General features: G+C 62.1%; 25 protein-coding genes. 18 read left to right on the top strand and 7 right to left on the bottom strand.

Translation table 11 applies throughout. The features are described 5' to 3' along the window. Positions 1-73 precede the first annotated feature (73 nt). The 4 genes from ACJD00_RS12785 (at position 74) to ACJD00_RS12770 (ending at position 5,812) form a co-directional block, all read left to right on the top strand. Positions 74-892, top strand: a complete 819-nt coding sequence (locus ACJD00_RS12785; protein WP_418907312.1) for a shikimate 5-dehydrogenase — start codon at positions 74-76, stop codon at positions 890-892. A gap of 347 nt (positions 893-1,239) precedes the next feature. Beyond that, positions 1,240-2,553 carry an MFS transporter gene (locus ACJD00_RS12780; RefSeq protein ID WP_418907311.1) on the top strand — a complete coding sequence of 438 codons (1,314 nt, stop codon included), beginning with the start codon at positions 1,240-1,242 and terminating at the stop codon, positions 2,551-2,553. Between the two features lie 6 nt (positions 2,554-2,559). Next, positions 2,560-5,073: a beta-glucosidase family protein gene (locus tag ACJD00_RS12775; RefSeq protein WP_418907310.1), complete on the top strand. Its 2,514-nt coding sequence runs from the start codon at positions 2,560-2,562 to the stop codon at positions 5,071-5,073. Positions 5,074-5,173: 100 nt separating this feature from the next. After that, positions 5,174-5,812, top strand: coding sequence for a TetR/AcrR family transcriptional regulator (locus tag ACJD00_RS12770; protein WP_418907309.1), 639 nt, complete (start codon positions 5,174-5,176; stop codon positions 5,810-5,812). On the opposite strand, the gene ACJD00_RS12765 is transcribed toward ACJD00_RS12770, so the two are convergent. The 4 genes from ACJD00_RS12765 to ACJD00_RS12750 all read right to left on the bottom strand — a co-directional run bounded on the left by ACJD00_RS12765 (position 5,809) and on the right by ACJD00_RS12750 (position 11,206). Next, on the bottom strand, positions 5,809-7,773 hold the full coding sequence (locus tag ACJD00_RS12765) for an acyl-CoA dehydrogenase family protein (protein ID WP_418907308.1): 1,965 nt from the start codon (positions 7,771-7,773) through the stop codon (positions 5,809-5,811). The genes ACJD00_RS12770 and ACJD00_RS12765 overlap by 4 nt on opposite strands. A 292-nt stretch (positions 7,774-8,065) precedes the next feature. Then, positions 8,066-9,598: a tripartite tricarboxylate transporter permease gene (locus ACJD00_RS12760; protein ID WP_418907307.1), complete on the bottom strand. Its 1,533-nt coding sequence runs from the start codon at positions 9,596-9,598 to the stop codon at positions 8,066-8,068. A 1-nt stretch (position 9,599) separates the two neighbouring features. Further along, the gene (locus ACJD00_RS12755; RefSeq protein ID WP_418907306.1) at positions 9,600-10,226 is read right to left on the bottom strand and encodes a tripartite tricarboxylate transporter TctB family protein; all 627 of its coding nucleotides are present in this window, start codon (positions 10,224-10,226) and stop codon (positions 9,600-9,602) included. After that, a complete protein-coding gene (locus ACJD00_RS12750; protein WP_418907305.1) occupies positions 10,223-11,206 on the bottom strand; it encodes a Bug family tripartite tricarboxylate transporter substrate binding protein in 984 nt (327 codons plus the stop codon). Before ACJD00_RS12750 ends, ACJD00_RS12755 begins: the two co-directional genes overlap by 4 nt. A gap of 151 nt (positions 11,207-11,357) precedes the next feature. Between ACJD00_RS12750 and ACJD00_RS12745 the strand changes: the two genes are divergently transcribed. From ACJD00_RS12745 to ACJD00_RS12735, 3 genes are all read left to right on the top strand, one after another. Further along, complete coding sequence (locus ACJD00_RS12745; RefSeq protein ID WP_418907304.1) at positions 11,358-12,947, top strand: ATP-binding protein; 1,590 nt, start codon at positions 11,358-11,360, stop codon at positions 12,945-12,947. Continuing rightward, a complete protein-coding gene (locus ACJD00_RS12740; RefSeq protein WP_418907303.1) occupies positions 12,940-13,641 on the top strand; it encodes a response regulator in 702 nt (233 codons plus the stop codon). The genes ACJD00_RS12745 and ACJD00_RS12740 overlap by 8 nt, the downstream gene beginning before the upstream one ends. Before the next feature lie 278 nt (positions 13,642-13,919). Beyond that, a complete protein-coding gene (locus ACJD00_RS12735) occupies positions 13,920-15,035 on the top strand; it encodes a 3-deoxy-7-phosphoheptulonate synthase (protein WP_418907302.1) in 1,116 nt (371 codons plus the stop codon). A gap of 113 nt (positions 15,036-15,148) precedes the next feature. Here the strand turns inward: ACJD00_RS12735 and ACJD00_RS12730 are convergent, their stop codons facing one another. Together ACJD00_RS12730 and ACJD00_RS12725 are read right to left on the bottom strand one after the other, a co-directional pair. After that, a complete protein-coding gene (locus ACJD00_RS12730) occupies positions 15,149-16,531 on the bottom strand; it encodes an aspartate aminotransferase family protein (protein WP_418907301.1) in 1,383 nt (460 codons plus the stop codon). After that, positions 16,528-17,001 (bottom strand): Lrp/AsnC family transcriptional regulator, encoded by a 474-nt coding sequence (locus ACJD00_RS12725; RefSeq protein WP_309405752.1) that lies wholly within the window; start codon positions 16,999-17,001, stop codon positions 16,528-16,530. The genes ACJD00_RS12730 and ACJD00_RS12725 overlap by 4 nt, the downstream gene beginning before the upstream one ends. A gap of 264 nt (positions 17,002-17,265) precedes the next feature. Between ACJD00_RS12725 and ACJD00_RS12720 the strand changes: the two genes are divergently transcribed. From ACJD00_RS12720 to rpsN, 8 genes are all read left to right on the top strand, one after another. Next, positions 17,266-18,501 carry a polyamine ABC transporter substrate-binding protein gene (locus ACJD00_RS12720; protein WP_418907300.1) on the top strand — a complete coding sequence of 412 codons (1,236 nt, stop codon included), beginning with the start codon at positions 17,266-17,268 and terminating at the stop codon, positions 18,499-18,501. A 121-nt stretch (positions 18,502-18,622) separates the two neighbouring features. After that, positions 18,623-19,783, top strand: a complete 1,161-nt coding sequence (locus ACJD00_RS12715) for an ABC transporter ATP-binding protein (protein WP_418907299.1) — start codon at positions 18,623-18,625, stop codon at positions 19,781-19,783. Then, positions 19,780-20,712 (top strand): ABC transporter permease, encoded by a 933-nt coding sequence (locus tag ACJD00_RS12710; RefSeq protein WP_418907298.1) that lies wholly within the window; start codon positions 19,780-19,782, stop codon positions 20,710-20,712. The genes ACJD00_RS12715 and ACJD00_RS12710 overlap by 4 nt, the downstream gene beginning before the upstream one ends. Before the next feature lie 9 nt (positions 20,713-20,721). After that, entirely contained in the window at positions 20,722-21,522 is an 801-nt protein-coding gene (locus tag ACJD00_RS12705; protein WP_309405759.1) for an ABC transporter permease, read from the top strand. A 135-nt stretch (positions 21,523-21,657) separates the two neighbouring features. After that, positions 21,658-22,155 carry a MarR family winged helix-turn-helix transcriptional regulator gene (locus ACJD00_RS12700; protein ID WP_309405761.1) on the top strand — a complete coding sequence of 166 codons (498 nt, stop codon included), beginning with the start codon at positions 21,658-21,660 and terminating at the stop codon, positions 22,153-22,155. A 347-nt stretch (positions 22,156-22,502) separates the two neighbouring features. Continuing rightward, entirely contained in the window at positions 22,503-22,739 is a 237-nt protein-coding gene (gene rpmB, locus ACJD00_RS12695) for a 50S ribosomal protein L28 (RefSeq protein ID WP_309405763.1), read from the top strand. A 1-nt stretch (position 22,740) separates the two neighbouring features. Continuing rightward, positions 22,741-22,911, top strand: a complete 171-nt coding sequence (rpmG, locus tag ACJD00_RS12690; protein WP_022874359.1) for a 50S ribosomal protein L33 — start codon at positions 22,741-22,743, stop codon at positions 22,909-22,911. 3 nt (positions 22,912-22,914) lie between these two features. Next, positions 22,915-23,220, top strand: a complete 306-nt coding sequence (gene rpsN, locus ACJD00_RS12685; protein WP_309405775.1) for a 30S ribosomal protein S14 — start codon at positions 22,915-22,917, stop codon at positions 23,218-23,220. A gap of 65 nt (positions 23,221-23,285) precedes the next feature. On the opposite strand, the gene ACJD00_RS12680 is transcribed toward rpsN, so the two are convergent. Beyond that, positions 23,286-23,921: a DUF1992 domain-containing protein gene (locus tag ACJD00_RS12680; protein ID WP_418907297.1), complete on the bottom strand. Its 636-nt coding sequence runs from the start codon at positions 23,919-23,921 to the stop codon at positions 23,286-23,288. 86 nt (positions 23,922-24,007) lie between these two features. Between ACJD00_RS12680 and ACJD00_RS12675 the strand changes: the two genes are divergently transcribed. The 3 genes from ACJD00_RS12675 to ACJD00_RS12665 all read left to right on the top strand — a co-directional run bounded on the left by ACJD00_RS12675 (position 24,008) and on the right by ACJD00_RS12665 (position 26,292). Continuing rightward, positions 24,008-25,006, top strand: a complete 999-nt coding sequence (locus tag ACJD00_RS12675; RefSeq protein WP_418907296.1) for an SDR family NAD(P)-dependent oxidoreductase — start codon at positions 24,008-24,010, stop codon at positions 25,004-25,006. Positions 25,007-25,258: 252 nt separating this feature from the next. Continuing rightward, positions 25,259-25,543: an HU family DNA-binding protein gene (locus tag ACJD00_RS12670; RefSeq protein WP_309405781.1), complete on the top strand. Its 285-nt coding sequence runs from the start codon at positions 25,259-25,261 to the stop codon at positions 25,541-25,543. 140 nt (positions 25,544-25,683) lie between these two features. Continuing rightward, positions 25,684-26,292 (top strand): hypothetical protein, encoded by a 609-nt coding sequence (locus ACJD00_RS12665; RefSeq protein ID WP_418907295.1) that lies wholly within the window; start codon positions 25,684-25,686, stop codon positions 26,290-26,292. Positions 26,293-26,329 lie beyond the last annotated feature (37 nt).

Below are 26,329 nucleotides of genomic sequence, written 5' to 3'. Positions count from 1 at the left end.
GCGTTCAGGTGCGCAGTCAAAGCATCAGGGCCATGCAATAGCCCGCGCGTGGCAAGACTGAGATGATAAGGGCATGCCAATTCTGAATAAGGACATGACCCTGTGCATCTCACTCTCCGGACGGCCGTCCAATTTGGGGACCCGATTTCACAACTACCTCTATGAGCAGTTGGGGCTGAACTTCATTTACAAGGCCTTTAGTACCGAGGATATCGCCGCGGCGATCGCTGGCGTGCGCGGGCTGGGGATTCGCGGGTGCTCGGTGTCCATGCCGTTCAAAGAGGCGGTGATCGAGCTGGTGGATGAGCTCGAAGAATCGGCACGCGCGATCGAATCGGTCAATACCATCGTGAACGACAACGGGGTGCTCACCGCCTCCAATACCGACTACGAAGCCGTGGCATCGCTACTTGAAACGCATAAGGTGGACCCGGCTTCCAGCGTGCTGGTGCGCGGCTCGGGTGGGATGGCTAAGGCTGTGGTGGCGGCCTTCCGCGGCGCCGGCTTCGAGGACCTTACAGTGTTGGCCCGCAATGAAGCAGCCGGACGTGCCCTTGCCGAGAAGTACGGGTATAGCTGGGTGGGCGCAGACCCGGAGCCGGGGCACCAGGTCTTGGTGAACGTGACCCCGCTGGGGATGACCGGGGACCAGTCGGATGAACTGTCTTTCGGAGTCGAGCACATCGCCCAAGCGACGACGGTGTTCGATGTGGTGGCCTTCCCGGCCGAAACCCCGCTGATCCGTGAGGCGCGCGCACAGCAGGTGCCGGTGATTACCGGTGCCGAGGTGGTCGCGTTGCAGGCTGCTCGTCAATTCGAACGCTACACCGGCATTGCCCTGAGCGATGAACAGGTGCGTGAGGCTTCGGAGTTCTCCCGCGCCCAGATATAGCGAATCATTGCCACTGGACAGCTGCCTGTAGGCAGCCGTCCTAAGGCTCCTCATGCTCTGGCCCCTCGCCGGGTGAGCTACGTGTCGGCGTCGGAAGGCTTTACTGCCACCGGCGCCGATCGACTTTTCAACGGCCGCTGGTGGTCGAGCCCGGCCCTGGCCGCGCGAAAATTTTCCTCTGCCAATCAACCATATGTGGTCGGTGACATGGCCCACTTTTCTCCACCCGGTGATCGTCAAATTTGCTTGCAACATCCTCTTGTGAGCCCTTTGAACTCATGTAATAGTTATTGGCAACTATTCACTATAAAAGCACTCGCTTGCACCTCATGAAGGGTTTTGGATCAATGTCGATTCCCAACCACAAAACCATGGCTCCGCGGATCGGGATGAGCCGCATCGCCCCGCCTCCGGTGGGGGAGCGCCCCACCGAATCCAAGCCAGTCTGGTTTGTTGCCTTGCTGGCACTTGCCCAATTTGGAATCTTTGTCGCATTGCTCGGACCGGTGATGGTCTCGATGGCGCTGAAGGTCGGGAGCCTCGAGAACCCCAGCATGCCGGCGACCTCGATGATCGGTATCATCCTCGGTACCGGCGCCATCGCCGCGGCCTTCGGTAACGTCTTTTTCGGTCGGCTTTCCGACCGCACTCGTTCACGCTTCGGCCGCCGCCGGCCCTGGTTGGTGGGCGGGGCCTTGGTGATGTTGTTGGGTCTTTGGCTGATTTCGGTCGGCACCGGGATACTGAGCCTGACCATCGGCTGGTTTGTCACCCAGCTCGGTGCCAACGCCGCACTGAGTGCCTTCATGGCCACGCTGGCCGACCAACTACCGGAAAAGCAGTACGCGCGGGTCTCTGCCGTGGTGGGCATTATGCAGAACGTCGGAATTCTCGGCGCGGTCTGGATCGCCACCCTGTTCACCGCCAATATGAGCGCCCTGTTCCTGGTCCCGGGCCTTATCGGCGTGCTGGCCGTGGTGCTGTACGCGGCGGTGCTGCCCGACCCGGTGCTCACCGAACAGCCACCGAAGTTCGATGTGCTCGAGATCCTGCGGACCTTCTGGGTGAGCCCGCGCAAGCACCCGGAGTTCGCGCTGGTCTGGTGGCAACGCTTCCTGGTCATTCTGGCCTCGTTCCTCTTCACCACCTTCCGCCTGCCCTTCCTGATGGAGCGCTTGTCTTTGGATGAGGCCACCGGCGCGGCCGTTATGGCTCAGGGCGTGCTGATCTACACCATTGCACTGGTGCCGGTTGGTTACCTGGTCGGCTGGATCTCCGATAAGACCGGACACCGCAAACTGCCCGTCATCGTTTCCGTGGCGCTTTTCGGCATCGGCACCTACCTGCTTTTCCACGTCGAAAGCGTCGGGCACTTCTTCATCGTCGAGGCCCTACTCGGTGCGGCCATGGGCATCTACATGGGCGTGGATATGGCCATTGTGCTCTCCGTGCTACCGAACCCGAAGGACGCCGCCAAGGATCTGGGCGTCTTCAATATGGCTAACGCCGGCCCGCAGTCGCTCGCCCCGTACCTCGGTGGCTTTTTGCTGGCCACCGCCGCCCCGGCCGGTGCCGCCAACTACGGCCTGCTGCTCACCGTGGCGGCCGTCGCCTCGATTATCGGCGCCCTGATTATTCTTCCGATCAAGAAAGTGAAGTGAAGTTCCATGACCGTCACCACTCATAACAGCACCGCAAGTCTCGTGGATAACTACCGGGGCCTGCTCAACCGGTTGGAGCTTGCCGAAAAGGTGCGCCTGCTCACCGGCGAAACGGCGTTCACGCTTCCGGGAAACGACTCCATCGGCCTGGCGGAAATGGCCTTCTCCGACGGTCCCACCGGGGTGCGCGGTTTGAAGTTCTACGGCGGCGAAGCTGTGGCGCTGGTGCCCAACGCCACCTTGATCGCCGGATCGTGGGACGATGAGATCGCCTATGAAGTCGGAGAACTGCTCTCCGAGGAAGCGGCCCGCCAGCAGATCCACGTCGTGCTTGGGCCCACGATCAACCTGCACCGCACCCCCTTGGGCGGCCGGTTGTTCGAAGCCTACTCCGAAGACCCCTACCTGACCGGGCGTACCGCCGCCGGCTATGTGAAGGGGATGCAGGCTGGCGGCACCGGGGCGTGCCTTAAGCACCTTGTGGCCAACGAATCCGAGATCATGCGCAACTTCATGGACTCACGGCTCTCCGAAGCGACGCTTCGCGAGGTCTACTTAACCCCGTTTGAAATTGCGGTGCAGGACGCCCACCCGTACTCGATGATGGCCGCCTACAACGACGTGAACGGCGTGCCGGCCACCGAGCAGGACCACGTGCAAAATCAGATCGTCAAGGGCGAATGGGGCTGGGATGGATTGATCATGTCCGACTGGTTCGCCACCAAGCACACCGCCGAGTCTGCCAACGGCGGGCTGGATCTGATCATGCCGCAGGGAGGGCCTTGGGGCGAGCATCTGGTGGCGGCCGTGGAACGCGGCGAAGTTAGCGAACAGACCATTGATGAACATGTCGCGCGCCTGCTGTTGCTCGCCGAACGCACCGGTGCGCTTGATACTGACGGACGTGGCCATCGGAGTTTCCCGACCGACCTGCCTACCGCCTCCGACCCGGCCCGGGCCGAGCAGCTTAAGCGAATCGCCACGCGCGGCATGGTGGTACTGAAGAATGAAGGACAGGTGCTGCCGCTCGAATCGGGAACCGTGGCATTGAGCGGCCGCCCGGCCACCGACACCCAGCTGATGGGCGGCGGCTCGGCCATTGTGACCCCGCCATATCAGGTCGGCATCGCCCAGGGGCTGAGCGAACGCATCGGTGAACGGCTGAGCGTAGCCAGTGGCCCGTGGACCCGGCGTCGCCCGCTGGCCGTGGATCCGCTGAGAGTGAGCCACCCCGAAACCGGGGCCCCGGGCCTCGAGGTCAGCTACTACGCCGCCGACGGTACCCTGATTTCTTCGGTGCACTCGACCGTCCCTGAGATCTCGGTGGGTTGGGACGATGAGATGGAGCAAATTCCGGCGCGGGTGACCTTCCGGGCCAAGGTTGGCGAGCAGACGCAGTCCCTGCGCCTTGGCGGCATTGGCGCGGGGAACTGGACTGTGGAATACCTCGGAAGCGATGGCGCACCCGGCCGGCTAGGTAGCCAGAGCGATTTCGTCACCGACGATCCAGGGGAGGCCGTGTTGCGCCCGCCAGCGTTCGAGCAGGTTGTCGAGGTCGCGCCGGGCAGCGTGGTCAGCGCCAGCGTCGAGCTTCAGGACTCGGAGCGCACCAACCGCCTACTCGAGGACCCGCGGTTCAACATTGTTCCCGAGTCCCATATGGCTGGGTTCAGCTCCTTCGGCAAGTTTGCCCTCGTGGCAACCCCAATTCACGCCAGCGATGAGCAGTTGATTGCCGAGGCGGCCCAGCAGGCCGCAGCGGCCGAAACCGCGGTGGTCGTGGTCGGGCTGACCGAGGAAGATGAGACCGAGGCCGCCGATAAGCAGACACTTGCGCTACCCGGTGCCCAGGACGCGTTGGTCAGCGCGGTGGCCGCGGTGGCACCGCGCACCGTGGTGGTGCTCAACGCCGCCACCCCGGTCCTGATGCCGTGGCTCGATGAGGTCGATGCGGTGCTGGTGGTGGGGCTGCCCGGCCAAGAGGGCGGTCACGCGGTGGCCGAGGTGCTCACCGGCGTGGCAGAACCCACCGGTCGTCTGGTGACCAGTTACCCAAGTGCCGACGGGGCCGCCCCCGCCTGGGGGACCGAACCCGATGAGCAGCTGCGTCTGGACTACACCGATGGCTCGTTCATCGGCTACCGCGGATACGCCGCGGGTCATGCCGCCGAGCCTCTGTTCTACTTCGGCCACGGGTTGGGGTATGGGCAGTGGCAGTACACCGCGGCAACCTTGGACGAGGAGGCGGTGCAGGTGGAGTTGACCAACACCGGGACGCGGACCAGCCGGGAAACCGTCCAGCTGTACTTCCGGCCCGATGATCAGAGCCAGCCGGTGCGGTTGGTGGGTTATCAGGGCGTTGTCGTCGCCGCCGGTGAAAGCGCTAGCGTACGGGTGCGGATCGACCAGCGGATGTTGCGCCGTTGGGATGAGACGGCCGGTCACTTTGAGCCGGTGGGGCAGGGCAGCTACTTGGTGGCCCGTTCGTTGGCCGACATCCGGGCCGAACTGCGCCGATAGTCCGTACGCACGTTAAGGGTGGCCGGTGCGTCGTTCGACGCCGGCCACCCTTAGGCTATTAAGGACTATAGGGCGGGAAACTTCGGGCAGGAGGCAATCGGTGGCAGCAGAGCGGACGCGGGGTCGAGTGAAAAGTGGACGCCCGAAGGGGGCGGACTCGGAAGCCCGGCGCGAGCAGATCCTCGCGGATAGCACCGAACTATTTATCGAGCACGGCTACTACGGGGTGACCATGTCGATGGTGGCCCGGGCCTGCTCGTTGAGTCCCACCGGCCTTGCCCACTACTTCGCCACCAAGGATCAGCTCCTGGAGGCGATCCTGCATCGGCGTGATGAGCTGGATATGCAAAATGTGAATCTGGTCTCCGAGTACAAGGTGGCCACCGGTTGGGGCCATTTCCGCTGGCTCGTGGAATTGGCGCGGCATAATGAGCGGCAACCACGGATGCTGCGGCTCTACACCACGATGGCGGCCGAGGCGACCAACCCGGAACACCCCGCCCGGCAATGGCTATTGGATCACCACGAGAATGCCCGCCGCATGATGGTGCAGTCCTGCCAAGAAGCAATTGACGCCGGGGAGCTGCGCGCCGACGCACCGGCGGAGGAAATCGCGCGGCTCCTGATCGGGGCGTTAGATGGGCTGCAATTACAGTACCTATCCGATGCCCGCTATAGCTCCATGGGGGAGACCCTGGCCTTGCTGGTCGATACACTCTACGAACGCTACAAGGCCTAGGACTCCGATCCGTCGGCATACGGGCGGCGACGATCCTCTTGCGGTGCTTCGCTCCACGGCGCGATCCACGCCCCGGTGCCCTCGGAAACATCGCGCACGCCCTCTTCGAGCCAGCGGAAATCCCCGTCGAGCAGTTGCCGGCTGAGCTCGTCATCGCTGGCGGTGCTGTTGTTAAAGAGTTGCTCGAAGTGCTGCTCGCAGCGAAGTCGGGCCTGCTCACAGAAGGCACCGGCTAACGCCTCGGCGGCGAACCGGTGTTCGGCCCCGTCATGAATCAGCTGGTTGGTTTTGGCGATGCTCGCCGTCATCGCGAAAAGTTCGGCGCCAATGTCGACAATATGCCCCAGGAAGACCTGCTCTTTCTCCAGTCCAGCCTGCCAGCGAGCCATCCCGACAAAGGTTTGCCGTGCTAGCCGCCGCGCGGAACGCTCGATATATCGCAGATGCCGGGCCAGCGGGCCGTAGCCGAGGTAACTGGTAGGGACGGTACCGCGACCCACGGCTAGCTTTGGCAACCAGCGCGCATAGAACCCGCCGGCCTCCACCGCGGCCTTGAGCTTTTCCTGACCAGTCGCATCGGCTTTGGCTAGGTCGCCGGCCGCCTGCAGGTGCGCGTCGACGGCTTCCCGGGCGATCAGCAGGTGCATGATTTCGGTGGAACCCTCGAAGATCCGGTTGATACGCAAATCGCGCCACAGCTGTTCCACCGGCACCGCCCGTTCACCGCGGGCACGCTGCGAGGCGGCGGTTTCGAAACCGCGACCGCCACGTATCTGCAACAGGTCATCGACGATCGTACAGGTCAGTTCCGAGCTGTAAAGCTTGGCCAGCGCCGCCTCGATGCGCACATCCTTCATCCCGGCATCGGCGAGCGAGGCACTTAACTCGAAGATTGCCTCTAGTGCGTAGGTGCTGGCTGCAATACGAGCTAACTTGCTCGCCACCGCCTGATGTTCACCGATGGGGTGCCCCCATTGGACTCGGGCGGCGGACCATTCGCGGGCGATCTTGGTGGCCCACTTGCCCGCTCCGGCACACATCGCCGGGATAGATAGTCGCCCGGTGTTCAGCGTGCTCAAGGCAATCTTCAGGCCGCTACCTTCGGCACCGAGCCGGTCGGCCACCGGCACCTTAACCTGACGGAAGCGGGTCACCCCATTTTCGATACCGCGCAATCCCATGAACTCGTTGCGGTTCTCCACGGTGATCCCCGGAGCGTCGGCCTGAACGATGAACGCGGTGATCCCGCCGCGTGAGGCTGGCTGATCCCCGAGCGCCTCATGCGATTCCACTGCGGCCATCACCACCAGGAGTTCGGCGACCACCCCGTTGGTGGTCCACAATTTCGCCCCGTCGAGCACATAGTGCGTACCGTCGGCGCTGAGCCGAGCCTTGGTGCCTAGCCGTGCCGGATCGGAGCCTACGTCGTTTTCGGTGAGCAGAAAGGCCGAGATGGCTCCGGCCGCACAGCGCGGAAGGTAGCGTTGCTTTTGCTCCGGGCTACCGAAGCTCTTGACCGGCTCGGGCACGCCGATCGATTGGTGTGCCGAGAGGAGAGCGCCAATGGCGGGGCTGACGGCTCCAACCTTCATCAACGCCCGGCCGTAGTCGAGCAGGCTTAAACCCAGGCCGCCGTACTCGCGAGGAATCTTCATGCCGAAGGCCCCGATACGGCGCAAACCGGCTATGGCCTCATCGGGAATGCGTCCCTCGCGCTCAATGATCTGGGGATCCAGCGCCTCGAGCAGTTCATCGAGCCGAACCAGAAACTCCGCACCGCGCGCGGACGCTTCGGGATCGGGCACCGGCATCGGGTCGACCAGCGAGAAGTCCACCTCGCCCATGTAGATGCCCTTGGCAAAGCTTGGGCGTTCCCAGCCCTGTTCGCGGGAAGCCTCCGCGACCTCGCGGGCCGTGGCGGCATCGACGGTTGCCGATGGTTGATTCTGCTCTGTGGCCATAACGGATCCTTAGCGCTCGCCGGCGATACGCCGCGCAGGACAGATCGCCTGACCGGTTCAATGGCCCCAGCCTAGCCCTCCGGCACCGGGCTGGGAAGAGTTCTGCGGGAGTCTGGAAAATCCTTTGAGAAATGCGGTCGCATGGGCTCATCGACGCTAGGGCTACGGCACCGATTGGCCGGTGCTTGCGCCCGTGCCACCAGCGCCGTGGAATCAGGCATAAAAATGCCCGTGGGCCAGAACCGACCAGATGGTGGTCGGCCCGGCCCACGGGCATGGTGCTCAAGCGAGCTTAGGAATCCTGCAATACCTGCGCCTCGGCGCGGAGCTTGCGTCGGCTCGCCGCATGCTTGATCAAGGTCAGCACCACGGCGGCGGCCAGCAGCAGATACATGATGATCGTCGCCGGCGAGGAGACCAGGTAGGCCAAGCTACCTTCGGAGACCGTCAGTGCGCGACGCAGGGAGGTTTCGGCCAAGGGGCCGAGGATTACGGCGATCAGCACCGGGGCGACCGGGAAGTGGTAGCGGCGCATCATGAACCCGAGCAGTCCGATGGCCAACAGGAACCACAGGTCGATCAGCGAGGAGCTGACCGCGTAGACACCGAGCATCGACAGTACGGTGATACCGGCATAGAGGTAGTGGCGTGGAACCAGAAGCAGCTTGGCCCACAGTCCGGCGAACTGCATATTGATGATCAACAGCATCACAAGGCCGACGAACAGCGAGGCCAAGAGGGTCCAGACCATGTCGCCCGAGCGTTCGAACAACAGCGGGCCCGGCTGCATGCCGTACTGCTGGAAGGCGGCAATCATCAGCGCGGCGGTGGCCGACACGGGAAGTCCCAGCGCCAGCAGTGCACCCATGGCCATGCCGGCGGTGGCGTTGCCGGCGGCTTCCGGGGCGGCCACGCCATTGATGGACCCGGTGGTGCCGAATTCCGGGTCCTTGCGCTTGGCGGCCAAACGCTTCTCCGTGCCGTAGGCCAAGAAGGTAGGGATTTCGGCGCCGCCGGCCGGAATGACACCGAAGGGCAAGCCGAAGGCGGTGCCACGCAGCCAGGCCGGTAGCGCCTTGCGGAAGTCGGCGCCGCTGAGTCGAATGCGTCCACTGGAGGGGATGCGCATGGCGCTTGGATCGCGGTGCACACGCGAGGCCACATGCAGCACCTCGCCGAGGGCCAAGAGACCCACGGTGATCACCACAATGGATAGGCCGTCGAAGAGCTGCGGCAGGCCGCTGGTGTAGCGCACGGTACCGGAGATGCCATCCACGCCGATCAGGGCCAGTACCAAACCGATGGCCAGGGCACTGAGACCCTTAATGATCGACTCGGAAACCACCGAGGAAATCGCCACGAAGGCAAAGATCGCCAATGCGAAGTATTCGGCCGGCCCGAAGGCGGTGGCGAGCTTGACCAACGAAGGGGCGAAGAACACCACGAGCGTGGTGGCGATCAGCCCGCCGATAAAGGCGCCCATGGCGGCGGTGGCCAGAGCACGGGCCGCCTGGCCGCTTTTGGCCATCTTGTGGCCTTCAAAGGTGGTGGCGATCGCCGAGGACGCACCGGGGGTATTGAGCAGAATGCCGGCGGTCGAGTCACCGAACATGCCACCGAAATAGATGCCGGCGAACATGATGAACGCGGCCGTGGGATCCAGGCTGAAGGTCACCGGCAGCAACAGCGCGACCGCCATGGACGATCCGAGGCCGGGCAGGACACCTACCGCGGTGCCCAAGAGGGCACCGATCAGTACCCACATCAGGTTTGCGAGGGTCAGCGCCCCGGCAAAGCCTTCCATTAGATGATTGAGCTGATCCATCTTAGAGCAAACCTCCTAGAAAGCCGGTGGGCAGGCTGAGCCCCAACCCGACACCGAAGGCCAGGTAGCTGATCGAGGACACGGTGAACGAGACCCCGAGGTCGAACAGTGGTCGGGCGCTACCGAAGGCCTTGCAGATCACCCAGAACAATCCGGCGGCCGAGATGATCCAGCCGAGGACCGGCAGCATGAGAATAAATGCGGCGATGCCGCCGACGATCCAGCCGATGGTCTTCCAGTCGGAGTACATGCGTACTCGGCCCGTGCGACGAGGGCGTTCGGAGCTGGAACCGAACACCTCGGCACGCTCGGTGTCGCCCATTTCGGCCAGCATCTCGGCCGAGAAATCCGGGTTGCTGCTGTCCGCGCCCTGCGGGAAGCGCCGGGTGCGTAGCACGGATATGCCGTGGGCTACGGCCAACGCGTACAGCAGGACGCACACGATGGCGGGGAAGAACTGGGGACCGGGAACCGTGTCGCCCATAACGTTCATGGTGGCGGTGCCGATGGACAGCGCGGTGGCCAATACCAGCAGCAGGGCGGTCACCACCAGTTCGCTGCGGCCGGAGAAGAACCCGGTGATCCGTACCGTATCGGCCGAGGTTGAGGTGCTCTGCGTGGTGCTCACAGTCCCAGTCCTTCCACGAGTTCCTTGGTGGTGGCGATTTCCTGAGTCAGGAATTCGTCGAGTTCCTCGCCGACCATGTAGCTGTCGGTCCAGTTGTTGCGGGCGACGGCGTCCTTCCACTGGTCGGTGGCATGGAACTCGGCCACAATCTGCTCAAGTTCGGCCTTTTGCTCCGCGGTGATGCCGGGGGCTGCAACATAGCCACGCCAGTTCGCCATGGAGGCGTCGACGCCGCCCTCCTTGAAGGTGGGTACGTCAACACCGGAAAGGCGTTCTTCGGAGCTAATGGCCAACGCGCGAAGGCTTCCGGTTTCGATCTGATCGGCTAGTTCGTTATAGCCGGAGACGGCGGCCGTGGTGGTTCCCGAGAGCACCGAGGTGATGGCCTCGCCACCGCCGGAGTAGGGGATGTAGTTCATCTTCTGCGGGTCGAGGCCCACCTCTCGGGCGGCCATACCCATCAGCAGATGGTCGATGCCGCCGAGCGAACCGCCGGCGATCGAGGTGCCGCCGGGGTTTTTCTTCCAGGCCTGCACGAAGTCGTCCAGAGTCTTCAGTTCCGAGTCGCCGGGGACCACGATGACCGCATAGTCATCGGCCAGGCGAGCGATCGGGGTGACGTCGTCGAGAGAGGTACCGGAATCGGCGAGTTCGATCGCGCCGATCATCACGCCGCCGGTGACCATCAGCATGTCCGAGCGGCCATGCATCTGGGCAAACTGGCTCAGGCCGATGGTGCCGCCAGCTCCGGGGACGTTGACCACCTGGACGTTATTGCTGATGCCGTCGGACTTGATGGCCGCCTGGGCCTCGCGGGCGAAGCCGTCCCAGCCGCCGCCCGGGGAGGCCGGGGCCATGATCACGAGTTTCGAGCGTACGGTGCTCTCACCGCCGGAGGCGGCCGAGGTCACCAGCGCTAGCGCGGTGATCAGAACGCTGGCGACCAAAAAGATCACGTTCTTTGTTTTGTGCTTGCTCATAGCTATCCGTAGGGTTCGAGTGATGAATGGGTTCCGGTCTCCCGGAGTCGTCCTAGATACCTTCGCATGAAGTGATGCGCGCCACTACGGGATTCGCGGTTTGGGTCATAGGTACCATAAGAAAAATAAAGTTAACGCCGAGGGGCAGCAGATGAAATCCACGGTCGGCACGCCGCCACGGCGTCATCGATTGCGCCTGCAATTGGCCGGTTTACAAGTGCTTATCGTGCTGGCCGTGGTGCTGGTGGTCGCCGTGATTGTGATGCTCGAGGAAGACCATCGAGTCCAAGAGCAGGCCTACGGGCGGGCCAGTACGGTCGCGACCAATGTCGCCAATGAACCCGAAGTGATCGAGGCGCTGAACACCAAGGACGCGGTCTCCGTGATCGCCCCGATCGCCCAGCTGGCCCGGGAGGTTTCGGGGGTGGATTACGTGGTGGTCGTGGGGCTGGATAATATCCGTGTTTCACACCCGGACCCTGAGCGCATCGGCCAGCCGGTGTCCACCGACCATTCGCTGGTACGCCAGGGCGAAACCTTCCTCGGGGTCGAGTCCGGCACGTTGGGCCCCACCCTGCGCGTCAAACAACCGATTTACGATGGTGAGACGATTATCGGCACCATTTCGGTGGGCATCCTCCAAAGTGAAGTGCGCGCACAGCTCAACGGCATCGTGGCCGGCTTCGCGCCGTGGATCTTGGGTGCGGCGGGGCTCGGCACGCTCCTGAGCCTTTCCGCCGCACGGGCCATCCGACGGCGGATTTTCGGCGTGGAGCCAGAAGAAGTCTCCGGTCTGCTGCAATCGCAAAACGCGCTGCTGTATGCGGTCAGCGATGGGGTGCTGGGCGTAGGCCCGGCCGGTCGCATCACGCTGTGTAACGGTGAGGCCGAAACCCTGCTTGGCTTGCGCGACTCGGTGGTGGGCAAACCGGCCGAGGAGGTGCTCGATCCGCTGCTGGGCCCGATGCCGGAGGAAGGCTCCCGCCAGGTCTTGGTCGGTGAACGCGTGCTGGTGGTGTCGCGACGTAATGCGGTCGCCGGTGCCACGCAGCAGGATGCCGGTTACACCCTCACGCTGCGAGATCGGACCGCGCTGGAGACCTCCCTGCGTGAGCTCGCCGGACAGCGTGGACTGGCCGACGCGCTCCGCGCGCAAACCCACGAATTCGCCAACCGTTTGCATGTGCTCTCCGGTTATCTTTCGGTCGGGGCGCACGAGAAGGCGCAAGAATATATTGCCCGTATCGCCGGTCCGCTGGATCGTGGCGTGGCCGAACTACCGGATCCGGGGCTAGCCGGGGTGCTCTCCGCGAACGCCGCGGTGGCCCGGGAGGCCGGGGTGAGTGTCGAACTCGCCAGCGAATCGGCCGTCGCCGAGGGCGCAACGGCGGATGAGGATCTGTTGACCGTTTTAGGTAACCTGCTGAGCAATGCGATCGAGGCGGCCGGTGACGGGGGACGGGTGCGCGTACTGGTGCAACTTGAGCACACTCAGCTGCGGCTGGTCGTGGAAGACAGTGGCCCGGGCGTCCCGCCAGATCAGGTGGATCGCATCTTCAAACGCGGGGTGAGCAGCAAAGATCAAAGTGAACAGGCCCATGGAATCGGACTGGCGCTGGTGCAGCGGATCGTCGGGCGACGGGGTGGAAGAATAGAGGTCACCGACTCATCATTAGGCGGGGCGCAATTTGCCGTGCAATGGCCACTGACGGACCGAAAGGGGGAGCCGAGCATTGACTGAGTTCCAGACGCTGATCGTTGATGACGACCCGGACGTGCTGGCCATGCACGAACTGTTCGTGCAGTCCACCGAGGGCTTCGCCGTGGCCGGTACCGCCGCACGGGCCGCCGAAGCGCTGTCCTATTTAGAGGAACATCCGCAGACCGACCTGATCCTGCTTGACGTGCACCTTCCCGATGGCAATGGGGTTGCGGTGCTCACCGAAATTCGCGCCCGCTTCAGCCAGGTGGGGGTCATCATGATCACCGCGGCCGCCGATGCCCCCACGGTGCGCTCGGCCATTGGGCAAGGGGTCGACGGATATCTGGTCAAACCCTTCTCGGTGGAGGACTTCCGGCAGCGCTTGCAACTGTTCCGCCAGTCCCGCCTCGCCCAGCCCGAACGGCTGGCGCAGTCCGAAATCGATGCCCTACTGCAAGCGAGCCCAGAGGCGGCACCCGCGCAAGCTCCGGAAGCCCCACCCCAGTCCCTGCCCAAGGGTTATGCCCAGGCCACCTTGGATCTCATCGCCGAATCCGTGCGTGGCACCGAGCACGATATTTCCGCAGCCGAGGTCGCCGACGCCTGTGGTGTTTCGCGGGTCAGTGCGCGCCGGTATCTGGATCTGCTACAGCGTCGCGGGCAGGTGGAACTGCGCCCGCGCTATGGTTCGGCCGGACGCCCGGAACACCGATACCGGTGGGTCCACGGGTGACCAAGGGAATCGTAGTTCTATCCGAGATTGCGGCTTTCACCTGAGGTTTAGTTTTACATGACGCACTGTTGAGCCGGGCAACTTTGGAAATCTCGCCTCGCACGAGTACCGTAGTCGCCATGATCAATCGTTGGTATAGCTATTTTGCGTCGGCTCTGGAGGGGCCCGCGTCTATTTAGCGCATCCAACTTACCTTCAGAGCCGATAGGACCGGGGCAACTGCCCACGGTCCTTTTGTTTACCCAAGGCTCTGCTGGTCCCCGCGGTGGAGCCTGACCATGTCGAAAGGCCCCCTCGCAATGAACACCATCGCCGCTACCGCGTCCACTACCAGTACCGTCCTGCCCACCCCGGCCGAGCTGAGCGCTCAGCTTCCGCTCGATGAGGTGGCACGCTACCGGGTGCAGCGGGCTCGTCAGGAAATTCGGGCCATTCTTGACGGTGTCGATACGCGTCTGCTGGTGATCGTAGGCCCCTGCTCAATTCACGACCCCAAGCAGGGGCTGGAGTACGCACGGAACCTGGCCCGACTCGCGCAGCAGCACCGTGAGCACTTGCTGATCGTGATGCGCAGCTACTTTGAGAAGCCGCGCACCACCGTAGGGTGGAAGGGACTGATCAACGATCCGGCGCTAGACGGCAGCCACGATATGGCCCGCGGCCTGCAGGTAGCTCGCCGGTTCCTGCGTGACGTGGCCGAGCTTGGATTGCCCACCGCCACCGAGTTCCTCGAGCCGCTGACCGCACAGTACCTCTCGGACCTCGTCTCCTGGGGCGCGATCGGTGCGCGCACCACCGAAAGCCAGGTGCACCGGCAGCTCGTTGCGGAATTGCCGATGCCCGTGGGTTTCAAGAACGGTACCGACGGCGGCTTCCAGGTGGCCATCGATGCCTGCCAGGCCAGCGCGGCCGCGCAAAGTTTCGTGGGTGTGGACGAGCACGGCCGCATCAGCCAGCGCAGCACCGAGGGCAACTCCGCCACTCACCTGATCCTGCGTGGGGGAGCCAGCGGCCCCAACTACTCGCGGGCGCAGATCGAGCAGGCCTCCGCAGCCATGCGCGCGGCAGGGGCCAACGGGCGGGTGATCGTGGATGCTTCGCATGCGAACTCGGGCAAGGATCATGTGCGTCAGGCCGTGGTGCTCGAGGAGTTGGCCACCGAGATCGCCTCGGGTGAGGCACCGATCGCCGGAGTGATGGCCGAAAGCTTCTTGGAAGCCGGCGCACAGAAGTTCACACCGGGTGTCGATGAGCCGAGCGCGCTGGTTCCCGGGGTGTCCATCACCGATGCCTGCATGGGATTCGAAGCCAGCGAGCGTGCCCTAGCGCAACTCGCGCAAGCCGTGTCCCTAGGACAGCAGCGCCGGGAGGCCGGACTCTCCCTCGGTGCCTAGGTTCCGGGGCGCTTGGCCCGGGGCGTACATAGAGGCCAACTGGTTTAACGAACACCGCCGACGTGACGATCGGGATGCGATCGTCGCGTCGGCGGTTCCAGCCAGTTCGGCGGTTAGATCTTGTTTGCGGCCTCCGAGAGCACCGTACGCAAAATCGACTCGATCTGGTCGAACTCGGGCTGGCCAATGGTTAGCGGTGGTGCCAGCTGAATGACCGGGTCCCCGCGATCATCGGCGCGGCAGTAGAGTCCCGCCTCCCACAAGGCAGGGGAGAGGTATTGCCGTAGCAACCGCTCCGACTCGTCGTCGTTGAAGGTTTCCTTGGTGCTCTTGTCCTTGACCAGTTCGATGCCGTAGAAGTAGCCGGCACCGCGCACGTCGCCGACGATTTCGAGGTCCTTGAGTTTTTCCAGGGTGGCCTTGAAGTTCGCGGCGTTGTTCTTGACGTTCTCGTTCAGTCCTTCGCGCTCGAAGATATCGAGATTCGCCATGGCTACCGAGGCGGCCACCGGGTGCCCGCCGAAGGTGTAACCGTGGTAGAAGGTGGTATCGCCCTTGCTGAAGGGTTCGAAGAGCCGGTCCGAAACCACCATGACGCCCAAGGGGACGTACCCGCTGGTCAGCGCCTTTGCACTGGTGATGATGTCGGGAACGTAGTTGAAGTCATTGCAGGCGAACATCGAGCCGATGCGGCCGAAGGCGCAGATCGTTTCGTCGGAGACCAGCAGCACGTCGTATTCGTCGCAGATTTCGCGCACTCGTTCGAAGTAGCCCGGTGGTGGCGGGAAGCAGCCGCCCGAGTTTTGCACGGGCTCGAGAAAGACCGCGGCGACCGATTCGGCGCCCTCGAACTCGATGGCCTCGCGGATCCGCTCGGCGGCCCAGAGTCCAAAGTCCTTCTCGTTATCCGAGTACATCTCCGGGGCCCGGTAGAAGTTGGTGTTCGGCACGCGGAAGGTGCCCGGGACCAGCGGCTCAAAGGGGGTTTTCATGCCTGGCAGGGAGGTGATCGCCAGGGCGCCCTGCGGGGTGCCGTGGTAGGCCAACGCGCGAGAGATGACCTTGGTCTTACCCGGCTGCCCCTTCATCTTGAAGTGTTGCTTGGCCAGCTTGAAGGCCGATTCCACCGCTTCACCACCGCCGGTGGTGAAGAAGACGCGGTTCAGGTCGCCCGGGGCGTAGTGGGCGAGGCGTTCGGCCAGATCGATGGCCGGCTCGTGGGCGTAGGACCACAGCGGCATGAAGGCCAGTTGTTCTGCTTGCTTGGCGGCCACTTCGGCCAGTTCGGCGCGACCGTGGCCCGCGTTGACGACAAACAGGCCAGCTAGGCCGTCGATATATTCCTTGCCGGCATCGTCAAAGATCTTATGGCCTTCGCCGCGGGTAATGATTGGAACGGTGCCACCCTCGCAGAGCCCGGAATGGCGGGCCATATGCATCCAGAGGTGGTCACGGGCGGCTTGCTGGCGGTCGGTGCCGCGAGGTGTTGTGCTCATCGGGTTCCCCAGTTGTATTCCTGTTTTTTCAGTGAGAGGTACATGTAAGTGTCGGTGCTTTTGACACCTTTGATGGCGCGGATCTTGCTGGTCACCCGCAGGATGTCGGCGTCGTCGGCGCAAATGACTTCCGCCAAAATATCCGCCGGTCCCGCGGTAACCACGCAGTAGTCGACTTCGGGCAGTTCGGCGATGCGCTCGGCAGTGTCGTTGATATCGCTGTCGGTCACCACACCGATCATGGCTTGGCGGGTGAAGCCAAGTTCCAGGGGGTCGGTTACCGCGACAATCTGCATGATGCGGCCGTCAATGAGTTTCTGGACGCGTTGCCGGACGGCGGCTTCGCTGAGGCCGACGGCCTTGCCAATGGCCGCGTAGGAACGGCGTCCATCTTCTTGCAGCTGTTCAATGATTTCTTTGGACACGTCGTCAATGGTGTGCCCGGGCGTTCCGTTGGACGGCAGTGTCATCGTTTATCAATCTCCCTGGGGTTGCTAACGCGGAACTGTGAGCCGCGTTACAGGTGGGCTTGGCAATGACCTTACAGCTACTGATTCAGTTGCGAAAGGGCCCGATGTAAAAAGCTTTTCATTGTCCTGATCGAGGTTCATTTATGGATTCATGCGTGAAAAGGGTTGTGTGGACCCGCAGCTTCTGACAGGATTGTGCGCAGCAATGATGTGTCGTGTATCACAGTCGCGGCACCAAGTGCACAACAGGTAAGGAATGGGATTATGTCCAACTCGCACCGGCGACTTCCCGAAGACCCGCAGATCCGCGCCCTGGTCAACATGATGAGCTCCCGCTCGATGTCACGCCGTTCGATGCTCGGCGCGGCAGGCGCGTTGGGCTTAACCGGACTCTTGGCCGCCTGCGGTACCGGCGGCACCGGCACCGGCGGTTCAAAAGCCCCGGCCCCCAGCGTCGAGGACCTGTCGGAGAGCGAGAAAACCGTCAACTGGGCAAACTGGACCCTGTACTTGGATTACGACGACGCCAAGAAGAACTATCCCACGTTGCAGAAGTTCACCAAGGAAACCGGCATAAAGGTCTCCTACTCGGAAGATATCGACGGCAACGACACCTATTATGGCAAGGTTCAAGGCCAGCTCTCGGCGGGGCAGGACATCGGGAAGGACATCTTCACGCTGACCGACTGGATGGCCTCGCGTATGATCCGACAGGGTTACACTCAGGAATTGGATCACGCCAACATTCCCAACATTTCCAACCTGCTACCCAACCTGCAGAACGTTGATTTCGATCCGGGACGCAAGCACTCGCTGACCTGGCAGTCCGGTTACGCCGGTATCGCCTGGAATAAAAAGAAGTTCCCCAAGGGGCTGAGGAATGTCTCCGATCTCTGGGATCCGGCGCTCAAGGGCCGCGTGACCGTGCTGGACGAAATGCGCGACACCATGGGCCTGCTGATGCTCGATAATGGCGTGGACATTGCCGGTTCCTGGGGCGATAACGAGTTTGGCGCGGCACTGGATGTGCTGCGCGATAACATCGACAACGGTCAGATCCGTCAGGTGAAAGGCAACTCCTATAAGGAGGACTTCATCTCTGGAGACGCGATCGCCGGTATCGTCTGGTCCGGTGACCTGACGCAGCTGAACTTCGAGAACGACGACCAGTGGGAGTTCGTGCTCCCGGAGGCCGGAGGCACGCTCTGGAGCGATAACCTCATGGTCCCAGTGGCTGCCAAGCATAAAACCAATGCCGAGAAGTTGATGAACTTCTACTACGATCCGGCCATTGCCGCCGAGGTGGCAGCCTACGTGAACTACATCTGCCCGGTGGCAGGCGCCCGCGAAGAAATGGAAAAGATCGATCCGGAGCTGGTGGATAACCACCTGATCTTCCCGAGCGAAGAGGATCTGACCAAGGCCCATGTCATTCGCACCCTGGATGCCGACGAAGAAATGAACTTCAGCTCGGAATTCCAGAGCGCCATCGGCGTCTAGTACCGAATGTTTTCAACGGCGGCGGCGCGGTGACTCGCGCCGCCGCTGCATTTGCCGACCCTGCCGCGTCGCCGCTTTGACCCGCTGCGCAGCGACCCCATCACGAAGGAGTAAGCCAGTGATGAGCACTTCTCTCGCTTCCGAACCCACCCAAGCAGGCAATGGCCGCACCAGCGAAGGCGCCGACCTGCACCTGAACAAAATCACCAAGCGATTTGCCGAGTTTCACGCCGTGCAGGAGTTGTCGCTGACCATCCCCTCGGGCACCTTCTTTGCCTTGCTCGGCCCCTCTGGCTGCGGTAAGTCCACGACCCTTCGGATGATCGCTGGCCTCGAAGCGCCCAGCTCGGGCAGCATCTCCATCGGCGGCCAGGATGTGACCGGACTGCCCAGTCACCAACGGCCGGTCAACACCGTGTTCCAGTCCTATGCACTGTTCCCACATATGACCGTGCTGGAAAACGTGGCCTTTGGTCTCAAACGCAAGAAGGACCGCAAGGCCATGGAAAAGGCCCGACAGGGACTCGAGATGGTTGAACTCGGGCACCTCGCCAGCCGGAAACCCGCGCAGCTCTCCGGTGGTCAACAACAGCGTGTGGCGTTGGCTAGGGCGCTGGTCAATCGCCCCCAAGTGCTCCTGCTCGATGAGCCTCTGGGAGCCCTCGACATGAAATTGCGTCGCCAGATGCAGATGGAGCTCAAGGGAATCCAAACGGAGGTGGGGCTGACCTTCATCCACGTGACCCACGATCAGGAAGAGGCCATGACCATGGCCGACATCGTGGCCGTGATGAACGGCGGACGCATTGAACAAATGGGCCCACCGCGCGAACTCTATGAGCTTCCGCGAACCGCCTTCGTGGCGAACTTCCTCGGCAAATCCAATCTGATGCGTGGCGTGGTGAAAGCCAGCCACAACGGGGTACTGGATGTCGAGGTTGCCGGAACCGAGGTTCATGTACTGGCCCAACGAACGGTAACTCAGGAGGGCGAAATCGTCGTGGGGGTGCGTCCGGAGAAGATCCATCTCTCGCGGACCGCCGGCGACGAACCCACGCACAGCAATGAGCTCAGCGGAACCGTCATCGACGCTTCCTTTACCGGCACCACAACCGAATACCTCGTTGACGTTCCCGGGGTGGGACGGATCGGCACCTTCGCGCAGAACCGTGGGGACCAGCCCGCCGACGTAGGGGACAAGGTCTACTTGAGCTGGGATACCTCCCACAGCTTTGGGCTCGCCGGAGATGAACAAGTCGCCGCGGGGGTGAATGCCACATGAGTTCGCCGGTAATGACCAGAAAGGGCAAGGTCAGGGACCTGCGCAGCAAGGAAGAAATCCGGGCCGAACGTCGCAAGGGTCGCACCGGGGTGTATTTGGTGCTCCCCGGTCTGCTCGTGCTGTTGCTGTTCTTCGCACTACCCGTTGTGGTGCTCTTGGCGATGTCGCTCTACACGCGCCCACCGGGCGCGGAGATCGGCCAATTCGTGCCGGCCCTGCAATTCAGCAACTACGCCACGGTTCTGGGAGCCTACTGGCCCGACCTGATGCGGTCCTTCGGGTTTGCGCTGATCGCCACCACGCTTGCGCTGATCATTGGCTACCCGATGGCTTATCTAGTTGCGGTCCGACTGCGCGAACGTAAGTTGTTGCAGGGCATGCTGCTGGTTCTGCTCATTGCCCCATTCTTTTCCAGCTTTATTCTGCGTACCCAGTCATGGAAGCAGATCCTCGCGGACGAGGGCTTTGTCGCACAAACGCTCAAAGCCGTGGGCCTGCTTGCCTCCGACGGGCATCTGACCGCCACCGCGTTCGCGGTGGTTGCCGGTCTGACCTACAATTTCCTGCCCTTTATGGTGCTACCCATTTACGCTAACCTCGAACGCCTTGATACCCGTTTACTCGAGGCGGCCGGAGACCTCTACGCCAGTCCGTTGACGACCTTCCGGAAAGTCACTTTGCCGCTGTCGGCGCCGGGTGTCTTCGCCGGTACCTTGCTGACCTTCATCCCGGCGGCCGGCGACTATGTCAATGCCGCCCTGCTGGGTAACAACAGAAACACCACCATGATCGGTCAAGTCATCGACTCGCGCTTCTTCCGAGTCATCGACTACCCGGGAGCCGCAGCCCTGAGCTTTGTTCTCATGGTCTCGATTCTGATTCTGGTGACGGTGTATATCCGGAAGTTCGGCACCAAGGATTTGATGTAGGAGCAGATGATGAAACAAAAACTTGGTCGCTGGCTGATCCCGGTCGTAGGTGGGCTTGCCTTCGTCTACCTGCTGGTCCCCATTGCCTACATCTTTGCCTTTTCCTTTAATGACGCCGGCCGTACGAACCTCGAATGGCGCGGTTTTACCTGGGATAACTGGGCGAACCCCTGCGGTGCTCCGGCGGTCTGTGAATCGCTTGCAAACTCCATCCAGGTCGGTGTGGTGGCCACCGTGTTCGCTACCGCACTCGGTACCTGCATCGCGATCGGCTTGGTGCGCTATCGCTTCCGCTTCCGTAACCTCACCGACGTGCTGATCATTTTGCCCCTCGCCACTCCCGAGGTCGTTCTCGGTGCCTCGTTGTTGGCGCAGTTCCTGAACTTGGGTTGGGAACTCGGTTACGGAACCATTGTGATCTCCCACGTGGTGTTCTGTATGTCCTTCGTTATCGTCACGGTTAGGGCGCGCGTCTCCTCGCTGGATCCACGTCTCGAGGAAGCCGCCGCGGATTTGTATGCCTCACCGCGTACAACCTTCTGGAAGGTCACCTTCCCGCTGTTGATTCCCGGCATCGTCGCAGCCGCCCTGCTCTCCTTCGCGATGAGCTTTGACGATTTCATCATCACGAACTTCAACTCCGGTAACTACCAGACCTTCCCGAAGTTCATCTATGTGGCGGCCACCCGTGGTATCCCGGCGCAGGCCAACGTGATTGGCTCAGCGATGTTCCTGTTGGCGCTGATCGTGGTGATCATCGGCCAGGTGATGGCCCACCGTAAGCGTAAGGCGCTGGAACAAGCCCAATAACACTGTCGAGAAATGAAACGGTCAAGCCGCCCGCGTGCACGTCGCGGGCGGCTTTACACTTGCCGGTATAGACTGAAGCGCGATTATCGGCAGCAAGTCACCGGTTGGGAACGGTTATCAAGGGGGAGGATCACTGTGGGGGAAGCATCGCAGGATTCGGTGCAATGGTTGAATCAGGATGAACGACGCACGTGGCTGGCGTTGCATACCGTCATGACCCTGTTGCCTGCAACGCTGGACACGGATCTGCAAGGCCTCGAAGGAATTACCCTGTTTGACTACCACATGCTGGCGATGCTCTCGGAAAATGAGGATGGACAAGTCAGCATGACCGAGCTGGCCCAGCTCAGCACCTCCTCACCCTCGCGGCTATCGCATGTTGTGAAGAAACTTGAGCAGCGCGGTTGGGTGGAACGCACCACATATAACGGCGATGCCCGTGTGAAAATGGCCTCATTAACCCCTTCCGGATGGGACGCGGTGCATCGCATCGCCCCACACCATGTAGGCACGGTGCGGGCTCTTGTCCTTGATTGCCTTGATGACAAGGACGTTAGCGATCTGGGTCGGGTGGCCCGGAAGCTCGTCAAGGCCCTCGACAACGATCATTGGATACTGAACGCGGACGCCTGAAGATTTGGAAGTCCGCGCCAGACTCGATAAGATGGCAAGGCGTTAATCGCGCATGTTGTCATGCCGCCGCAAGGTTGTACGGTAACTGCGCGTTGCCCGTAATACCGAATATCGCAGTCAACCGAGTACGGGGAAAATGCTCGACCGATTGCGAAGTTCACCGTCTTACATGCTTTAAGGCTCTTCGGTTGGTTCTCACCCAGCTGGTTACCTTCATAGTGTGCAGTAATAACGGTGTTTCACTGGTTGGCGGGACTCACTAACGCATTAGCGGTTCCGCTGCCTTGTGCAGGGGTGCTGCGCGCGAGTACCGCCGAAATTTACTACTAACTATCTGAGGAGTGATCATGGCAGCTGTATGCCAGGTGACTGGGACTGTGCCGGCCTTCGGACATAGCATCTCCCACTCGCACCGTCGCAACAAGCGTCGTTTCGACCCGAACATTCAGAAGAAGCGCTACTGGGTTCCTTCCCTGCGCCGTAACGTAACCCTGACCTTGTCCACCAAGGGCATCAAGGTTATCGATGTTCGTGGCATCGACGCCGTCGTTGCTGACCTGCTTGCGAAGGGTGTGAAGCTCTAAAATGGCAAAGAAGGATAAGGACGTACGTCCGATCATCAAGCTGAAGTCGACCGCCGGTACCGGTTTCACCTACGTGACCCGCAAGAACCGTCGCAACGATCCGGACCGCATGGTCCTGAAGAAGTACGACCCGGTTGTCCGCAAGCACGTAGAATTCCGAGAGGAGCGCTAAGACATGGCCAAGAAGTCCAAGATCGCCAAGAACGAACAGCGCAAGGTCATTGTCGAGCGTTACGCTGAGAAGCGCCTCGAGCTGAAGAAGACCCTGATTGACCCGAACGCCACCGACGAGGCCCGCGAGGCCGCTCGTCTGGGCCTGCAGAAGCTGCCCCGCGACGCCTCCCCGGTGCGCGTGCGCAACCGCGACGCCATCGACGGCCGTCCGCGCGGTACCTTCCAGAAGTTCGGCATCTCCCGTGTCCGCTTCCGCGACATGGCTCACCGTGGCGAACTGCCGGGCATCACCAAGTCCTCTTGGTAATCCCTGCGGCGTTCACGCTGTAAATTGCTGAAACGAAACCCCCGCCTCGGCGGGGGTTTTCGTCGTTAAGCTTCCGGTTTATTCCTACCCCGGCCAAACCAGCGACGTTTAGGCAACTCGCTGGGCTGCTGCTCGGCTTGCTTCGCAGCCGCGCGATTCCGTCGTCGCTCTTCCCAGGCCTCCAGCTCCTGATCAACGTCGCGTAGCGCGGTAATTACCGGCGGTCCACCCTGAAGCTGTCGACGTGCCTCAATGATTCGCCGGTTGAAATCCTCTAGATGTTCCCGAACCTTTCCCGCCGACGGTAAGGCGTCCAAGGTTTCGAGTAGTCCTGCGTCTTCCACGCGCAGCGTCAACGCCGGTGGGCCCATCCCCGATATCTGTTCGCGTTGCATCAGCGACTTGACCCACCAGTCCGGATCGGTGCTACCGGCAATGTGATCGATGTTCTTGCCAGCCAGCGACAGATTGTCGAAGTCTCCCCGGGCGAAAGCCTCATCGATCGCCGAATTGGCCACCTCCCAGGCCTCCTCGTGCGCATGAAACTGCAAGGGCGTGCGAGGCTGACGCTCCACCGGCTTCGCGCCGGTACGTTGGGCATATTCGTCCACCGGTAGCGGTTCCTCGGTAGCGCGTTCGGCGCGGTAGCGGGCCGCATGCAGTGCGGCATCCTTTGCTTCGCGGTGAGGGTCAGGGCTCATACCCCCATGCTTCCACTGGCTGCGTCAGGGTTCAAGATCCACGCAAATCCCCGGCGAAGTCCAGCGGTCATAGTAGCGTGGTTGCCATGACTTCAGTGATCCGCCGTGGCAGTCTTGACCAGCTTGGTTCTCGCTCGCCTGCGGGCGATATCTACGCCTCGGTGGAGCGCTGGGAGGCCTGGGCACCGGGCCAAACGATCCTGTTGACCGGAGCCAATGCCGGGCTGGGCTTTTTCAGCGCACTGGGCCTAGCCGCCAGTGGGGCCCGAGTGATCATGGCCTGCCGCAACCGGGAACGGGCCGAGCGTGCCGCCAAACGGATTTACCAGTATGTCCCGCAGGCCGAGCTCCGTATTGAAATGTTCGATGCCGCATCGCTCGTCTCGGCGCAGCGCCTTGCCGAGCAGGTCGCGGACGAGCCGCTGGATGCGGTCATCGCCAATGCCGGAATAATTCACACCCCGCAGCAACGAGTACCCGGTGAACTCGGCTACGACCTGACGATGACCACGAATTTCCTGAGCCACGCACGGCTGGTCGGAGCACTGGCCGAAAGTTTCCGCACCCGTGCACTTCGCTTTATCGGCGTGGGTTCCATGTCGACATTAATGCTGCCGAGCGATCCGGCAAACCTGACCTTGGAGCATAGCTACCACCCTTACCGCGCCTATGTGCAATCCAAGGCGGCCTTGCAAAGCTTCGGCCTGGGGCTGGATCATCGGCTCCGGCAAATCGATGCCGCGGCACGTTCGATTACGGTCCACCCGGGCTATTCGATTTCGGGGCTGACCGTCCAGGTGCCCGGGATCAACGAACCGTCATTGGCCAAGCGGTGGGCCGGTCATCTGCAGTCTGGGTTTGCGCAGGGCAAACACCAAGGGGCGGTCAATATCGTGGAGGCTGCGTTGAATCCTGCGTTGCTCGAGGCCGCGCGCGCACCCTATCTCGGGCCACGGTACATCTCCAAGGGTGCCTGCCAGTTGGCAGCCCCGGCGCGCCTGACGAGACAGAAAAAGCTGCTGGATCCGGTCTGGGACATGTTTGTTGCCGCCAACGGTGGCGTTGATCCTCTGGCGGCAAACTAGCGGTACCGCGCTAAGGGGCCGGATATTTTAGGTCTCGATCCCCGCAGGAGGCAAATATCTACCTCCGTAGAGCGTCCGGAGGGTGCCATTCGGCTCAGAATCACTGTGAACTTGAAAAAAATCCCTTGAATTCGCTCGTTTTCGGGCGTTGCGGGCTAAAAGATTTGATAGGTTCTCACTGATAAGTCCGCGCGACCGCGCGGCGTCCTTGGTTGATCCGGCCAGGGAGAACTAGTCCAGGAGGACAATACATTGGCTATGAACCGTAGCGAACTTGTTGCTGCAGTGGCAGCAAAGACCGAGAACTCCCAGGTTGCCGTGAACGCTGTTCTGGATGCCGTGTTCGAGGTATTCGTTGATCAGGTCTCGAAGGGTGAAAAGGTTTCGATCCCGGGCTGGTTGGCTGTTGAGCGCACCGACCGCGCTGCCCGTACCGGCCGCAACCCGCAGACCGGTGAGCCGATCGAGATCGCCGCTGGCCACTCGGTGAAGCTGACCGCTGGTTCCAAGCTGAAGGCCGCTGTCGCCAAGAAGTAAGGCTTCCAGAAGCTTTCACTGGCGCCCACTCTCCACCATGCGAGAGCGGGCGCCAGTGTCGTTTGGGCTGATTGTTCCCAAACTTCTACTTGGCGTAGAATCAGAGCTGTTTAGCAGACCCGTCGACACGAGGACATCCTGTGCCTTCCACACCCCGCGCCACCCGCGTCCTTCGTGGCTGGTTGGCGGCCGGGATCTGCACCTTCACGGCGTTCGCCGCCCACGCCCACGCAGCGCCGAGCGCGCTGTCACTGGTCGTGATGGCCCTGATTACCTGCCTCAGCGCGGTGGTGGCCATGTTCTTGGTCGGGCGGCGGTTCTCACTGCTGGCAACCTCCATCGCGGTGTTACTGAGCCAAGGCCTCTATCACCTAGCCTTCTCGGTGATGAGTCATGATGGCTCCGGCACGGTCAGTGGCGTAACGGATGGCACGCACCACCACGTCACGGCGTTGAGCGTATCCGCCGGTACAGCATCGGCGAGTACCGAACCCAATATGCTTTACGCCCACATCTTGGCGGCGCTCATCAGCATTGTGGTGTTGCGCCAGGGTGAAACTCTTGTCGGCGAACTGATTCATTTGCTGGGCCTAGGCGCCGCACGGCTCCTACTCTGGGCCAGAGCCCTAGAGTTTCGCGGCTGGCCACGCACCTCCAGCAGTGAAGTCACACACCAGCCGCTGCAAGATCGCACGGCCCTACGTCTGCCGCTGCGTCGTGGTCCACCGTCCGTTGTAGTTAGTCACTAATCCTCAACTACAACCCAGCATCCGGTATTTACACGCT

The sequence above is a fragment of the Glutamicibacter endophyticus genome, assembly GCF_048457885.1.
Taxonomy (GTDB): domain Bacteria; phylum Actinomycetota; class Actinomycetes; order Actinomycetales; family Micrococcaceae; genus Glutamicibacter; species Glutamicibacter endophyticus.
The sequence above is the reverse complement of the archived record's forward strand: the minus strand, read 5'-3'. Positions and strand labels throughout refer to the sequence as shown.

What these genes read in the sequence shown, in the direction of transcription:
- ACJD00_RS12785 (WP_418907312.1), top strand. Translation starts at nt 74, where the DNA reads ATGCCAATTCTGAATAAGGACATGACCCTGTGCATCTCACTCTCCGGA.
- ACJD00_RS12780 (WP_418907311.1), top strand. Translation starts at nt 1,240, where the DNA reads ATGTCGATTCCCAACCACAAAACCATGGCTCCGCGGATCGGGATGAGC.
- ACJD00_RS12775 (WP_418907310.1), top strand. Translation starts at nt 2,560, where the DNA reads ATGACCGTCACCACTCATAACAGCACCGCAAGTCTCGTGGATAACTAC.
- ACJD00_RS12765 (WP_418907308.1), bottom strand. Translation starts at nt 7,773, where the DNA reads ATGGCCACAGAGCAGAATCAACCATCGGCAACCGTCGATGCCGCCACG.
- ACJD00_RS12760 (WP_418907307.1), bottom strand. Translation starts at nt 9,598, where the DNA reads ATGGATCAGCTCAATCATCTAATGGAAGGCTTTGCCGGGGCGCTGACC.
- ACJD00_RS12750 (WP_418907305.1), bottom strand. Translation starts at nt 11,206, where the DNA reads ATGAGCAAGCACAAAACAAAGAACGTGATCTTTTTGGTCGCCAGCGTT.
- ACJD00_RS12745 (WP_418907304.1), top strand. Translation starts at nt 11,358, where the DNA reads ATGAAATCCACGGTCGGCACGCCGCCACGGCGTCATCGATTGCGCCTG.
- ACJD00_RS12735 (WP_418907302.1), top strand. Translation starts at nt 13,920, where the DNA reads ATGTCGAAAGGCCCCCTCGCAATGAACACCATCGCCGCTACCGCGTCC.
- ACJD00_RS12730 (WP_418907301.1), bottom strand. Translation starts at nt 16,531, where the DNA reads ATGAGCACAACACCTCGCGGCACCGACCGCCAGCAAGCCGCCCGTGAC.
- ACJD00_RS12725 (WP_309405752.1), bottom strand. Translation starts at nt 17,001, where the DNA reads ATGACACTGCCGTCCAACGGAACGCCCGGGCACACCATTGACGACGTG.
- ACJD00_RS12720 (WP_418907300.1), top strand. Translation starts at nt 17,266, where the DNA reads ATGTCCAACTCGCACCGGCGACTTCCCGAAGACCCGCAGATCCGCGCC.
- ACJD00_RS12715 (WP_418907299.1), top strand. Translation starts at nt 18,623, where the DNA reads ATGAGCACTTCTCTCGCTTCCGAACCCACCCAAGCAGGCAATGGCCGC.
- ACJD00_RS12710 (WP_418907298.1), top strand. Translation starts at nt 19,780, where the DNA reads ATGAGTTCGCCGGTAATGACCAGAAAGGGCAAGGTCAGGGACCTGCGC.
- ACJD00_RS12705 (WP_309405759.1), top strand. Translation starts at nt 20,722, where the DNA reads ATGAAACAAAAACTTGGTCGCTGGCTGATCCCGGTCGTAGGTGGGCTT.
- rpmB (WP_309405763.1), top strand. Translation starts at nt 22,503, where the DNA reads ATGGCAGCTGTATGCCAGGTGACTGGGACTGTGCCGGCCTTCGGACAT.
- rpmG (WP_022874359.1), top strand. Translation starts at nt 22,741, where the DNA reads ATGGCAAAGAAGGATAAGGACGTACGTCCGATCATCAAGCTGAAGTCG.
- rpsN (WP_309405775.1), top strand. Translation starts at nt 22,915, where the DNA reads ATGGCCAAGAAGTCCAAGATCGCCAAGAACGAACAGCGCAAGGTCATT.
- ACJD00_RS12680 (WP_418907297.1), bottom strand. Translation starts at nt 23,921, where the DNA reads ATGAGCCCTGACCCTCACCGCGAAGCAAAGGATGCCGCACTGCATGCG.
- ACJD00_RS12675 (WP_418907296.1), top strand. Translation starts at nt 24,008, where the DNA reads ATGACTTCAGTGATCCGCCGTGGCAGTCTTGACCAGCTTGGTTCTCGC.